Source organism: Psychroflexus sediminis, from assembly GCF_900099815.1.
Lineage (GTDB): Bacteria > Bacteroidota > Bacteroidia > Flavobacteriales > Flavobacteriaceae > Psychroflexus > Psychroflexus sediminis.
In genome coordinates, this window is the sequence record NZ_FNCW01000007.1 from 108,128 (window position 1) to 122,100 (window position 13,973).

The 13,973-nt window shown below is 39.5% G+C and carries 8 protein-coding genes; 1 reads left to right on the top strand and 7 read right to left on the bottom strand.

From position 1 onward, the window contains the following. Nucleotides 1-486: 486 nt before the first annotated feature. Complete coding sequence (locus BLP81_RS08480; protein WP_093368024.1) at nucleotides 487-2,268, top strand: 1-deoxy-D-xylulose-5-phosphate synthase; 1,782 nt, start codon at nucleotides 487-489, stop codon at nucleotides 2,266-2,268. Here the strand turns inward: BLP81_RS08480 and BLP81_RS08485 are convergent. The 7 genes from BLP81_RS08485 to atpG form a co-directional block, all read right to left on the bottom strand. Beyond that, nucleotides 2,259-2,993, bottom strand: coding sequence for a metallophosphoesterase (locus tag BLP81_RS08485; RefSeq protein ID WP_093368025.1), 735 nt, complete (start codon nucleotides 2,991-2,993; stop codon nucleotides 2,259-2,261). The genes BLP81_RS08480 and BLP81_RS08485 overlap by 10 nt on opposite strands. Nucleotide 2,994: 1 nt before the next feature. Continuing rightward, nucleotides 2,995-4,134: an ATP-binding protein gene (locus BLP81_RS08490; protein WP_093368026.1), complete on the bottom strand. Its 1,140-nt coding sequence runs from the start codon at nucleotides 4,132-4,134 to the stop codon at nucleotides 2,995-2,997. Between the two features lie 117 nt (nucleotides 4,135-4,251). Continuing rightward, the gene (locus tag BLP81_RS08495; protein WP_093368027.1) at nucleotides 4,252-5,382 is read right to left on the bottom strand and encodes a hypothetical protein; all 1,131 of its coding nucleotides are present in this window, start codon (nucleotides 5,380-5,382) and stop codon (nucleotides 4,252-4,254) included. An 11-nt stretch (nucleotides 5,383-5,393) separates the two neighbouring features. Further along, entirely contained in the window at nucleotides 5,394-7,928 is a 2,535-nt protein-coding gene (locus BLP81_RS08500) for a TonB-dependent receptor (RefSeq protein WP_093368028.1), read from the bottom strand. A gap of 340 nt (nucleotides 7,929-8,268) precedes the next feature. After that, nucleotides 8,269-11,496: a TonB-dependent receptor gene (locus BLP81_RS08505; protein ID WP_093368029.1), complete on the bottom strand. Its 3,228-nt coding sequence runs from the start codon at nucleotides 11,494-11,496 to the stop codon at nucleotides 8,269-8,271. 212 nt (nucleotides 11,497-11,708) lie between these two features. Next, entirely contained in the window at nucleotides 11,709-12,962 is a 1,254-nt protein-coding gene (locus BLP81_RS08510; protein ID WP_093368030.1) for a peptidoglycan DD-metalloendopeptidase family protein, read from the bottom strand. Between the two features lie 138 nt (nucleotides 12,963-13,100). Next, a complete protein-coding gene (gene atpG / locus BLP81_RS08515; protein WP_093368031.1) occupies nucleotides 13,101-13,970 on the bottom strand; it encodes an ATP synthase F1 subunit gamma in 870 nt (289 codons plus the stop codon). Nucleotides 13,971-13,973 lie beyond the last annotated feature (3 nt).

Genomic DNA, 13,973 nt, shown 5'->3' on the forward strand with positions numbered 1-13,973 from the left:
CTAATTTAAGGAAAACTAAAGTTTAAGTTTATGATAGAAATCAGGTCTGCTTAAAATAATTTTCATATCTTAAATTACCTTCTTCAAGTCAACCCTGTGTTAACTTCAGCTCTACAGAGAAAAAACTACGGAGTCACAAAGTTCACAGAGAAAAGGATTAAATTAAATAATTTTTAGTTATAAAATTTTGTGTTCTACGGGTCTCAGCCTGCCCTGAGTATAACCGAATGGCGGAGAAAAAACCAAAAAACCTTCCTGTGTAGTATTTTATTAAGCAGAGGCGCTAAAAACTCGAATGGATTATAAAAAAAACCAAAAACAACTCTCAGTGTTCTCCGTGACTTAGTGGTGAAAAAACCATCATCCTGCCCGCGTTTCACTTTGGAAGACAGGTTCAGCATGAAACCTAGATCAGGTTTTAAATTCACTGAGTTTTACTCACCTCTCATCGCTTAAAAACTCACAGACTATTGGTAACTTTGTCTCATGACTTTAGATTTGCTTTCTCACATACATTCACCTGAAGACTTACGTCAGCTTAAGGCTAAGCAGCTGGAGCAATTAGCCAAAGAGCTGAGAGAATTTATCATCGACGTAGTCTCCACCAAAGAAGGTCATCTCGGGGCCAGCCTTGGTGTGGTGGAACTCACCATTGCCCTGCACTACTGCTTTGAAACCCCAAAGGATTTATTGGTCTGGGATGTAGGCCACCAGGCCTACGGGCATAAAATCCTGACCGGGCGTCGTGACCGTTTTGAGACCAATAGAAAACTCAATGGGATTTCTGGATTTCCTAAACGGGAAGAAAGCATTTACGACACCTTTGGCACCGGCCATAGTTCCACCTCGATATCTGCTGCTCTGGGCATGGCGATTTCATCTCAGCTGAAAGGGGATTTCCAAAAACAGCACATCGCTGTGATTGGAGATGCTTCCATAGCCTCTGGGATGGCATTTGAAGGCCTGAATCACGCCGGAGTGACTAAAGCTAACCTTTTGATTGTACTCAACGATAACGCCATCGGTATTGATCCCAGCGTGGGCGCTCTTAAAACCTACCTCACCAAAGCTAAAATCGGTAAAAAACCAAGTCAGGATAATATCATTGAAGCGCTCAACTTTCACTACGAAGGGCCTATCGACGGACATGATTTACCCGAGCTTTTAAAAGCATTCGAAACCCTGAAAACCAAATCGGGCCCTAAACTCCTCCACGTCATTACCAAAAAAGGCAAGGGTTTAAAACAAGCCGAAGAAGACCAGGTGAAATACCATGCTCCCGGCAAATTTGATAAACTTACCGGCGAAGTCCTGCCCAAAAACAACCAGGACTTAGCCCCCAAGTTTCAGGATGTCTTTGGACTGACGTTGCTGGAACTGGCCCAACAAGATGAGGCCATTGTTGGCATTACGCCGGCGATGCCTACGGGAAGTTCGCTGAAGTATATGATGGATGCGTTTCCGGACCGTGCCTTTGATGTGGGTATTGCCGAGCAGCACGCGGTTACTCTTGCTGCGGGCATGGCTACTCAGGGGCATAAAGTCTTTTGTGCCATCTATTCCACCTTTTTGCAGCGTGCCTACGATCAGGTGATTCATGATGTGGCCCTGCAAAATCTGCCGGTTGTGTTTTGCATTGACCGGGCCGGACTGGTCGGTAATGACGGTGCCACGCATCATGGGGTGTTTGACCTGGCTTTTTTAAGATGTATCCCTAATTTGATTATTGCTGCACCAGCAGATGCTATTGAATTGAGGCAGCTTCTTTATACCGCTACTCAAAATCTTCAACAACCCATGGCCATCAGGTATCCAAGAGGACGCGGACAGATTAAAGACTGGAAAACGCCTTTCGAAAAGCTGGACATTGGCAAAGGAAGATGCCTTCAGGAAGGTTCGGATGTGGCAGTTTTAAGCTTAGGAAGTATTTCGAGGCACGTGTCTGAAAGCATCAGGTCTGTCGGTGACAGGTTCAGCATAGCTCACTACGACTTGCGGTATTTGAAACCTCTTGATGAAAATTTACTAGAATCTGTTTTTGATAAGTTTCAGCAGATCATCACCATTGAAGACGGAACCGTAAAAGGCGGATTTGGAGATGCGGTTCTGGAATTTGCCCAAACCCAGAACTACACGGGCCATATCCATAAGCTGGGCATTCCTGACCGGTTTATTGAACACGGGGATACCGACGAACTCTATGCCTTGGCGGGAATTTCTTCAGAAAAAATAAAAGAAATAATCCTTTGCATTTTGAATCAATCCTGATTTCTGCCCGGCTCCTCCGGATATAACTCGTACACAGCATCGCTCTGCCAGACTTCTTTAGTATCAACATCAATAAGGCTTACAGGGCCTTTAAAGGCCGCACCGGTATCTATATTCCAGACATTGGCCAGATTCACCGGCTTGGTCTTCCCCATGCGCGTGGTAGGCGTGTGACCGATGTATATTTCCTTGAACAATTTTAAGCGATCCGGATAAAAATCGTCCTGAGGAGACAGTGTCTTATCCATAGCTTTCACCATTTCCCAAAGCGATCTGTCCCAATACACCGTATTGGGATAAAACTCTGCTGTAGGGCCATGCAGATTGGCAAAACCAGCATGTAAGAACAGGCGATTCTGCTCGTCGATGTGATAATTGGTCAGGTTTTCTAAAAACCGATGGTGCAGGTCTTTTATCGTAGAGCTCACGTCACGGTAGGCTTCTAAGGTACTTCCGCCGCCATGTTCAAGCCATTTGGCATTGGTTTCTCCGGTGCGAAACCAGTCCAGAACCAAATCGTCGTGATTGCCCCTTATAAAAATACACTCCTGCTCTTCTTTAAGCTGGATGAGGTAGGATAACAACTCGGGGGTTTCGCTCCAGCCGTCTACATAATCTCCAAGAAAAATCAATTGGTCACCTTTGCTTACCTCCGCCCGTTTCAAAACCTGTTCTAAAGCTCGAAATCCTCCGTGTATATCTCCAATTGCTAATATTCTGCTCATCTTAATTGTATTTAATTTTTCGTAAAATTCTCATGTTGTCTTTAAGCCGCTCGTAGGCTTTCTTTTGAATCTGTTTCAGCAAAGGCTTGGCTTCTTCCAGTTTTTCCAAAGAGTTCTCAAAACCATTGAGGTAGGCGATAAGATAGATCGTAGACATATTGATCAGTTCTTTTTTTTCTGCTGAATTCAGGGGCAACTTTTTGGTTAGTTTTTTCAACAAACTATCGTTATGATTAAGATAGTGTCTCAGGGTTTTTTGATCGTATTGCGGCGGCTGAAAGACCAGTTGCGATTCGATGTCGTAATGCATATTGTCTTTAAACTGAATAGACACTTTTTCTAAAGGATAGTACTTAAACTTATTTTGAAGTCCCAGCTGAACGTATTCTAAAATCTCGAACTTGTCATCATCGTATTGAATTTCAACTTCATCAAGATCGGAATAAAAGAGCTTGACCTGTTCGTTGATCAATTGTATATTGACTCTGGAATAAAAGGTTTTATCGCCAACAAGTTTAGGCTTGGCTGCCCAACATAAGACGAAATATTCTTTAAAGACTTTGTATTTAGGGTTAAAATCACGACTCTTCAGAATAAAATCATGAAAGCCATCCAGGGTTAATTCAATATTATTCTGAGAGTTTTGTTCTATGGCAGCGACAATTTCAGAATTGATATCCTTTATTTCGATGTCAAACACTTTGGGCTTACTGATGCTGCCTTCCCGCATAAAAACAGTTCCGCCCCAGTATTTCCAGATGTTCTTTCTCAGGGCACAAATGCTGTTATCGTTTTTGGGACGTATGGAGACCAATCCCACGACTTTATCTTCTGGCAAATGCGGAAATTGTACATTCTCGTAAGAAACAATGGGTGGATGTTCCAGATAGGCATTCACCAGATTCTGAATCTTGCTGTCATCAAAAAAATCGACGCCAACAATTCGGTTGTTCTCATCCTCAACCCCTATGACGATATAACTATTGCTTACAGGGTTGGTATTGGACAGGGAACAAACGTGTTTCAGGAATTTAGCCTTGCCCTCTTTGGAGCCAATATCGACCAGTAGTTTCTTGTCATAGAAACTATTCTCCCCATTATGGGCAAGAAGATTTTTGATAAGGAGGCGCTTGTTAATCATAGACTTGGCTAAAATTACAAGAAAAAACGCAACTTAACTTACGACAGGTTTGAATTAATTGTAAAAAAAAACGAGACCCATAAAGGATCTCGTTTAAAAATAAAATAAGTTATTTTTTTAGGCATCCGGATTGTAGATCCAGCTTCCCTCTTCCTTGATTAAATAAACGGTTTCTGTACCTGAAGTACCCGTATATACGGCATAGGTTACAACAAACTTCTGTCCATTTTCAGCATCAGGAACTTTACTCTCTAATAAGATGTTCATCGCTTCCAGGATCATGTCTTCACTCCAGTAAGCAGATCTTCCCTCTCTGCGGTCAAAGTTGGCATAGTTGCCTGCACTGCCTGCTGGTTCAGGATATTTACCTGCTAAAGCATCAGCAATGATACTGAAATCACCAGCGGTTAATTCGTATTTAATCGTATTATCCGGAACCCAGGTTTCACCGTTATTACCAAACTGAAGCGTTTCAGGAACCACGTTGGTCAATAAGGTCCACATGTTATCCTTAAATATATAATTGGCAAATTGATAGTTTACCGAGCCATCATAATACTTGTATAAGACATGTTTTACAGTACCATCCACAATTTCCTCATCATAAAAAACGGTATTGTTTAGTAAAATTTGAAGTTTAGTTTCCGCCTGATCCTGGCTGTTGAAATTATTGAATCTACCGTGTCCCATTTCCTCATACTGAGCATCTGTCACTCTCATGGTTTCGTTCCACTTTGAACCGTCAAATATGAATCCTTCAGTCCAAGTATTCACCGATCCGTCATAAAACTTAAACGTCAATAAAACCAGCTCGTCTTCTTCGGCATTTGGATATTTATTGCTTAAGAAGTCTTTGATGTCTGCGTAGTTATCGAAGTTACCATATCTTGAATAGGGTTCATAGTCTTCACTTGTCAACCTATATCTAGTGGTATTGTCTCTAACTCTTAATACAGGTGAATATAAATCATATGTGATTAGTGCCTGAGAACCCTTTCCCCAAAACGGGAACATGTCACTTAGCAGCACAGGTACGAGTTCTTTGGCCTGGTCTGTATTGCTGAAGTTAGGAAATCTGAGGTCTAGAACATCCGTATAGTCTTCTTCAACCAAGGTGTATTCCACAGCGCCTACCACAGGCTCACTGTCAAGTTGCGCATTGATTTCGTTTTCAATGTCTTCTACCGGCTCACAGCTTAAGATGAATAAGCTAAAAAACAAGCCTGCTAAGAGAGATATATTTTTCATTTTAATGTGTTTTAAAAGTTAATTTTAGTTCCTACTGTATACGTTCTTCCAAAACCGTACCATACGAGTGCATCTGAAGCCGTTGCACTAGAACCGTTTCTTGCATCAGCAATATAGTCGGTATCAAATAAGTTGTTGACGTTTACAATGATAGTACCGTTTAAGGCCCCTATTTTATAGTTATGCGTTAAGCCAAAATCAAAAAGACCATATTCAGGAACTTTCCAGGATTGTGGTGCGCCTTCTGTAGTTCTTGAATTTGGGTCAAAATCTGCATAGAAGTCCCCTGCAAAGTTGTAATCTAAACGAAGGTTGGTTCCTGGAAATACTTCGTATTGAGAACCTAAGGCAAAAGTTGTTTGAGCAGCGTCACCCACTTTTAAATCTTCGATATACAAATCTATGGTTCTTACAAGATTTTGTTCATCATCGAAAATCTGAACATCAGTCACATTATTCTCCCAGGTCCAGTCTCCCAAAGACACCATACCTGTGATTGTTAAACGGTTAGTTGGCTTGTATCTGAAGTCCAGTTCAATACCCTGGTGAATCGCATTTACCCCTGAAATGTTTGCAGAACCAAACGTACCATCTTGGTTTTGGAATCCTTGTATTAATGTTCTATCATTCCAGCGCGTATGGTAAATATTCAGGTTTCCAGAGAATTTGCTCGATCTAAAACCATAGCCAACTTCCGCACTAAATATTTTTTGGTTTACTGCGTCTGCATTGATATCATTATCAAAATTTAGGAATGCCGCTCTAAAGAATGGTGCTCTTTCAAAATAACCAATGTTAGCAAAGACGTTTTGATTATCATCTAGGTTATAGTTTGCGCCACCTTTTGCAGAGTAACCAAAAAAGTTTTGGAAATCTGTTTCTTGTTCAGGATCAGAATCTAAGTAATTGAAATAATCAATACGCTTGTAGGAGGTATTGGAAGCCGCAAAAGATACAAATGCTGACAGGTCGTTAGTGGCATACTCCGCCTGAACAAAACCACCTTCCCAAAGCACAATACCGTCATTCCAGTAGCTGATTTTATCTCCAACTTCAGCAGTGTTATTTGGATTATTTACGTTTCTGTCATCAAAATAAAACTGACCTCCCAATAAATCTTTTACTTCCTGAAAGTGTTTTCCCTCGTAATATCTTAGATCAAGACCGGCTAATAATTTAATATCCTCAGTTAAATCTGTCGTTAACGTAGACAAACCTCCGTACCAGACGTGATCGTTTCTGGAATCTCTTAGGATCGTTTCAGAACCCAGGGCTCCACGTTGCACATTCTCATCCACAATTTTATCAAAGTTTACAGGTTGAGCAAAGCCATCTCTGTAATCAGAATCCAAACCAAATTTATTAACACCGGAGAAACCTCCACCACCACCAGTACCAAACGAGGCGTAAAGCGCAGTAGATAACTGTGTTTTTTCACTGATGTCCCAGTAGTGGTTTAAGGACATTTGAGGCTTGTGGTAAAAGTTGTCTTCCACACTCGTGACCTGGCCATTCTTATAACCCCAGTCCCGGTTTAATTTGATCCCTCTTTCGCTTCTTTGGAAGGTACTGATCAGTTCTCTGTTTTGACGCTGACCGTGTTTTTGTGGTGCACCAAAAGCTGTAAACGAAAGCTGATGATTTTCTCCTAAATCTTTGGCTACGTTTATAAAGTAGGAATAGCCTTCAAACCAGGTTCCATCAATAAAACCGTTACCAGTTGTTTTAGACGCTGAAATTGTAGCCGCCCAGCCATTCTCCATACGTCCAGTAGAAACTGTACCACCAAATTTCTGGTAGCCATCATTACCGGTAGTAGCGAAAAAGTTTCCTCCTTCTTCAGCATCCGTTGTTTTTGTAACAATGTTGATGGTTCCACCAATAGAAGGTACGGCAACTTTAGAAGCCCCAAGACCTCTTTGGACCTGCATAAAACGGGTTACATCCGATAAACCGGCCCAGTTAGACCAGTATACACGGCCATTCTCCATATCATTGACAGGAACACCGTTTATCATCACCGCAATATTTTCAGAATTAAACCCTCTCAATCTCAGGTTAGCATCTCCGTAACCTCCACCTTGCTTGGTCACATAGATCCCTGGAGTCGATTTTAAAATTTCTGGAAATTCCTGACTACCCAACTGAGTCTCAATTTCTTTAGACTTTAACGTAGATACTGCGACAGGCGTTTGACGATCAATGGCTAAGGAATACGTGGTAATGACAATTTCCTCAAGGGCGTTATCGTCTTCTGCCAGTGTTATTTCACCAACATTTACCTGGTTGCCAGCTACTGTAAAATCAACAGTAGTTGGTTTAAAACCAACATAGGAAATTTTAAGTGTTCCTGAATTTACTTTGACGTTTAAAGTAAACTCACCGTCAAAGTTTGTGGTTGTACCAGTACCTGAGCCTTCAAGTATGACATTGGCTCCTGGTAATGGGGCATTCATTGATCCATCTAAAACTGTTCCGGTTACAGTGTTTTGTGCATAAGTCCCTATTCCTATAAGTAAGAATAAGCCAAAAAGCATTTTTTTCATTTGAAAGTGTTTTTGTTTGTATGAGGGCGCAAAGAAAAGCAAATAAGAAGTTCTAATATTAACTTAAGATTAAGAAAGGATAAATAATGAAAAAGATCTGATTTAAATTTTGTTGTGAAAGAAAACTAGAGCCGTATTTTCAATTGAAATCTTGATAACTTGCGGGAAAAGTCACTATTTACTGGACCTGGCGAAGTTAAATCTGATGTAGCTCTTGATGACTAATCTCATTTTTGGAGGACGGGTTAAATTTGCAAAAAAAAAATTGAATGAATTTCCATAAAAAAACGAGACCCCTAATGGGGTCTCGCTTAAAATATAAGTTTTAAAAACGCTTTTGTTAGTTAAAGAGATATCTTACACCAACTTGCATTTGCCATCTTGAAGATAAGATACCTGAATCATCGAAGACTTCAAGATCTTCAACTGACTGGAAATCATCCACATTATAGCTAAATACTGGATTTGGACCCCCTTCTTCAACTGATAAAATACCAATGTTTCCAGGAATGAATGGTCGTCTTCCCCAGTCTTCATTAATTAGATTCGTAAAGTTGAAAATATCAAAAGATAACTGGAAAGTGTGCTTTTTATTATTAAAATCCAAGCTAAAGTCCTGTAAGAATTTTAGATCAACAATATGGCTCCACGGTCCAAACTCTGCATTACGCTCTGCGTATTGACCTCTTCTCTCGCTTAAATAACTGCTGCTTTCAATATAGCCGTTAAATGCTTCCCACTGTTCCTGCTGCTCTGCCGGAGTTCCAGCAAACGTAATTTCAGAGGCGTCTCTAGGAATATAGATTAAAGCATTATCCCTTGAGTCATCATTTAGGATGTTATCGTTTCTACTATTGTAAACATAGCTGAATGGGTTACCCTGCTGACCAGAATAAAAGAGAGACACCGTACTTTTCACGTTATCATTCCACTCATATTCGTAACTCACGTTAGATTGAATTCTGGATCCTGATGCAAAAGCTGAACGCTGAACACCTGGATTTGCGTTCTTACCATTTACGGTTTCTATACCTCTCCATTGAGATGAATTCTGAGAAGAAGTTCCTTCAAAGATATTATAAGAATCTCCGTAGGTATAGGCGATCTGTCCCGCAAAACCATTTTGGAATGGTTTAGTCAACTTAAATGTTGCATTATAAGAATAGCCTTCGCTGGTATTTGAACCTAAAATAACCCTGTCATAATTATCATCAATTACAGCTCTTCTATCATAAAATGGTCTGTTATCAGCTCCATTTAATCTTCCAACAGGACCTTGTAAGTTTAAATTTTCATAAAACACAGCATTGATCACATCGTTGTATAAAAATTCTCCTGAAGCGATTAATCCCCAGACTGGTAATTTTTGATCTACAGCAATATTGTATTTAGCCACCTGTGGTAATTTGAAATCCGGTGTAAATAAGTCGATTTGTCCACCTGTTGCACCTGTTCCAGGTTCTGCTCCTGGTTGTACTGGCTGGTCGAAAGGATCACCACTAAAAAACACATCACCTGGCAGTTGAAAATCTCTAACTGTTCCTGCAGTAACACCATTGTTATTATAAGTACCACCTGGCCATACCAATGGTATTCTTGAAGTAAACACACCAACACCACCGCGTACTTGCGTAGTATTATCTCCACTTACATCCCAGTTAAATCCAAGTCTTGGAGAAAAATGAATCTGACTTTCAATTGGCTTACCAACTCTGGCACCTTGTAAATCTTTTCCGTAAGCTTCTAAAAGCTGAACAGTTCTTGTATTAAAATCTTCGTTTGCCAGCCCGTCTTCAAAATAAGGAATGTCAATACGAACGCCTAAACTTACTTTGAAATCATCTGAAATATCAACATCATCCTGAGCATAAAAGCCTATTTGGGAATACGTAAATTCAGCTGCACCCTCAGAGTTATCTCCGATTCCTCCTAGTAAAGAATATCCTCTGGAAAAGAATCTGGCAGGAACTTCATTTCCTTGTGTTCCGTCAAGATACGTATTGAAATCGTCTAGTGAGCTAAATGTGTAATCCCCGAAGTTTTGTCTAAAGAATACGTTTTTAACATCAAAATGTTCAAAGTTAACACCAAAAGTTAACTTATGACGTCCTCTGTAAAGCTCAAAATTATTGGTGATGTTCAGTAATTTTTGCTCAAGTAAATTCGCTGTTGAAAACGGCTCTGAACCAAACCAAATACTACCTGATCTACCATCAAAAATTCTAACAGAAGGAAAAGGTTCTCCTAAAGGGTCTCTGTCATCTAATACATCTGTGTATCCAATGATTAAGTTGTTAGACATATCCGAACCATTAGTCGTTTTCCATTCTAAAGTTGAGGAATTTGTTCTGGAAGGAAAAAACACACCTCTATTAATAAAGTTGATATTTCTATCATTACTTTGTCTTGGGCTAGTGTTTTCAGCATCTACATAACTATTTCTGAATGTAAGTGTGTTTTGATCATTGATGTTCCAGTCCAGACGTGTCGTCAGTTTATGGCTTTCCAATTTTTCCGGGTTATTGTCGAAAATTCCTGGATCATAACCATAAGTATCTATTAAACCTTGTCTTAAGTTAGCTAAATCTTGAAGCGAAGATTCCCCTTGATAATTATCAAAAATAAAAGGCTGCGGAGTTAACTGCTCTTCTCTTTCGTAGTTTACAAAATAGAACAATTTATCCTTTATAAGTGCTCCACCAACTCTGGCACCATATATTTCAGCTGTAAATTCAGAAAGTTTTTCTCTATTATCTTCACTTATAGCCGTTGGAGTTTTACCGGCCAAGTCTTCGTTTCTCAAGTAATAATAAGCAGAACCTTCTGTATTATTTGTACCAGAACGGGTTATCGCGTTAATAGATCCACCTGCGAAACCAGACTGTCTGACATCAAAAGGAGATAAGTTAACCTGGAAAGATTCTATCGCATCGACAGAGATAGGATTTACGCCTGTTTGTCCACCATTTGTTCCTGATGCAGCTAAGCCAAAAACATCATTATTTACCGCACCATCAATATAAATAGTGTTGTATCTGTTATTTTGTCCGCCTAATGAAATACTTCCATTTTCACCAACCTGAGCTTCTGGAGTTTTTCTTATAAAATCTCCTAACGAACGCGTCGCAGATGGCAGGTTTAAAATTTCTCTATTAGAGATATTTGTATTAGAACCTTGTTGTCCTGAGTCGAAAATGTTATTTCTTGAAGCTGAGATAATGACTTCATCCAAAGCATTGGCAGCCTCATCCATTTGTCTGCTAATTCTTTCGGTATCCCCTAAATTAAGATAAATCCCTTCTAGAATGATGTCTTCAAAACCAATATAGGTAATGTTCAAAGTATATGGACCACCAACTCTCATGTTTGCAATACGGTAGTATCCATCAAAATCTGTTACAACACCATACTGCGTACCAGTTGGTGTATGTACAGCAATTACATTTGCACCAGGTAAAGGTTCACCCGCACTGTCTGTAATCTTACCGCTCATAGAAGAGGTCGTCACCCCTTGCGCGTAAATACCTACTCCCATAATTAAGAATAAGCCAAGTAGCAATTTTTTCATTTGAAAATGTTTTTGTTTATATTTTTTATGCAAAGTAACCTCAGTTTAAAAGTTCTAATATTAAGCTAAAGTTAAGAAAACCTGTTAATCAATAAAATTTAAAAATAAGGAAAGTGGCTTAGATACCAGCCATGCGGTTCTAATTCGTTAATTTTTTAAGACGTAGTGCTAATTGTTTTTAATAATTGCTGAAAAATAGAACTCCAGAAAAATTACATAATCTCCATGTACTCCACCTGATCAATTTTAGCTTTCAAAGGAGCGATAAATTTGAAATAAGCAGGTTTGAGTTCTTCTTGCATGGGTTCAGCTTCGGGTAAATCTTCTTTATACGGATCTACCTGACGTCCGTTCACCCAGAAGCGATAACACACATGAGGACCCGTTGCCAGACCTGTTTGCCCTACGTAACCAATAATTTCTCCCTGCTTGACATACTGCCCAACCTTTACGGCACGTCTGGACATGTGTAAATATTGCGTAGAGTATTTACCGGTATGCTTCACTTTTACATAATTTCCATTTCCTCTGCTGTAGCTGGCTTTGGTCACGACCCCATCGGCCGTGGACCAGATAGGTGTATTCGTGGCTGCTGCATAATCTGTTCCTTTGTGGGCTTTCCAGCGTCTTTGCACTGGATGAAAACGTCTTCTGGTGTAGCGTGAAGATATCCTGCTGAATTGTAAAGGTGCTTTTAAGAAAAACTTCCTTAAGGTTTTTGCATCCTCATCAAAGTAATCTGTACGACCTGTTACAGAATCGACCTCAAATTCGAAAGCATAAAACTCACGTCCTCTGTGTTTCAGAAGGGCTGCATCTATACTTTCCAGACCAGCATAAATGGTGTCATCGATATATTTTTCTTTGTAAATCAGCTTAAACTGATCACCTTCCTGAAGCTTAAAGAAATCCACACTCCATTGATAGATATCTGCGAACCTGTTGGCCAGCAAATAATCCAGGCCTGCTTCATCTATAGCATCAGAAAGATTTGAGGATATAACTCCAGAAGTGGATTTTTGCTTTATGGTAATAGGCTTTGACCTGGCAACACCTGTTAAACTGTCGAGACTGATTACCGCATAATCGATAACCGACTTTTGATACACAAAATGCTCAACACGTTGAGTAGAATCTTTACTTTTAAGAATCACATAAGGTTTCCCGGTGTTTATTCTTCTGAAATTCATCACAGAATCCGGAATACGCTGGGTAATCTGATACACTTTGCCTGGTAAAACGCCATGACTATCCATGATAGTCCCAAAGGTGTCCCCGCGTTTCACAGTATCAAAAACGACTTCGTAATCACTTAACTTAAAACCAAATCTTTTAGGTTCTGGAATTTTTTCAACCTCAATAGTCGCGATTTCTTTTTCTGGACTATTTTCGACATCAGCATTACAGGATAAAAAGAGTATCCCTATAAATAATGGCAGGAAACGAAAGTTGAAAAATGTGAGCATAAATCTTTTAATTTAAAACGCCAAAAATAAATTTTATTATACTGAAGGCAAGTCTATATATGGTTGATAGCCCTAATTCAAAAAAAGTCTCCATAGAGAGACTTTTTTTGAATTTTTTATTTAGAATATTCTCTTTGACTAACTATCTGCCAAAGCTTCAGCACCGGCAACGATTTCCAGGATCTCATTGGTAATGGAAGCTTGTCTGGCTTTGTTATAGGATAATTTAAGATCATCCCTAAGTTCGGTAGCGTTATCTGTAGCTTTATGCATCGCAGTCATCCTGGCTCCATGTTCTGAGGCCACAGAATCTCTAATCGCTTTAAACAACTGGATTTTTAAGGCCTTCGGAATTAAATCTTTAACAATACCAGCCTTGTTAGGTTCAAAAATATAATCTGAAGATATAGCCTCTCCTTCGATTTTTTCTGGAGATTTGATTGGTAAAAACTGCTCTGTTGTTACGATTTGCGTTGCCGCATTTTTAAAGCTGTTATAGACCAATTCAATCTTATTGTACTTTCCAGATTTGAATAAGTCCATGAGATGCTCTGCTATTTCAGCAACATCATCATAAGTTAAATCATCATATATTTTATTATAAGATTCTTTAATATCATTGGACTTTCTCAGTACATCCCCAGCTTTCTTACCGATACATATAATATCCACGGTTTTATTTGAGTGAGTTTCCTGCATCAAACTTCTAACGCGCTTCACAATATTCGTATTAAATGCTCCAGCCAGACCCCTATTGGAAGAGATTGCAATAACTAAAACTTTGTCAACGTCGTTTTGTTCAGAATAAGGGCTGTTGGTGTTGTCATCTAGAGACGCACTTAAGCTTTGTAAAAGTTCAGTCAGTTTCTCAGCATATGGTCGCATATCTTCAATCGCATTTTGAGCGCGATTGAGTTTTGCAGCAGAAACCATTTTCATGGCACTGGTGATCTGCATGGTAGAGGAGACCGATGAAATTCTACTTCTTAATTCCTTTAAATTAGCCATAAA

Excerpts from the sequence above, each read along its gene's own strand:
- BLP81_RS08480 (WP_093368024.1), top strand. The coding sequence starts at position 487 with ATGACTTTAGATTTGCTTTCTCACATACATTCACCTGAAGACTTACGT.
- BLP81_RS08485 (WP_093368025.1), bottom strand. The coding sequence starts at position 2,993 with ATGAGCAGAATATTAGCAATTGGAGATATACACGGAGGATTTCGAGCT.
- BLP81_RS08490 (WP_093368026.1), bottom strand. The coding sequence starts at position 4,134 with ATGATTAACAAGCGCCTCCTTATCAAAAATCTTCTTGCCCATAATGGG.
- BLP81_RS08495 (WP_093368027.1), bottom strand. The coding sequence starts at position 5,382 with ATGAAAAATATATCTCTCTTAGCAGGCTTGTTTTTTAGCTTATTCATC.
- BLP81_RS08500 (WP_093368028.1), bottom strand. The coding sequence starts at position 7,928 with ATGAAAAAAATGCTTTTTGGCTTATTCTTACTTATAGGAATAGGGACT.
- BLP81_RS08505 (WP_093368029.1), bottom strand. The coding sequence starts at position 11,496 with ATGAAAAAATTGCTACTTGGCTTATTCTTAATTATGGGAGTAGGTATT.
- BLP81_RS08510 (WP_093368030.1), bottom strand. The coding sequence starts at position 12,962 with ATGCTCACATTTTTCAACTTTCGTTTCCTGCCATTATTTATAGGGATA.
- atpG (WP_093368031.1), bottom strand. The coding sequence starts at position 13,970 with ATGGCTAATTTAAAGGAATTAAGAAGTAGAATTTCATCGGTCTCCTCT.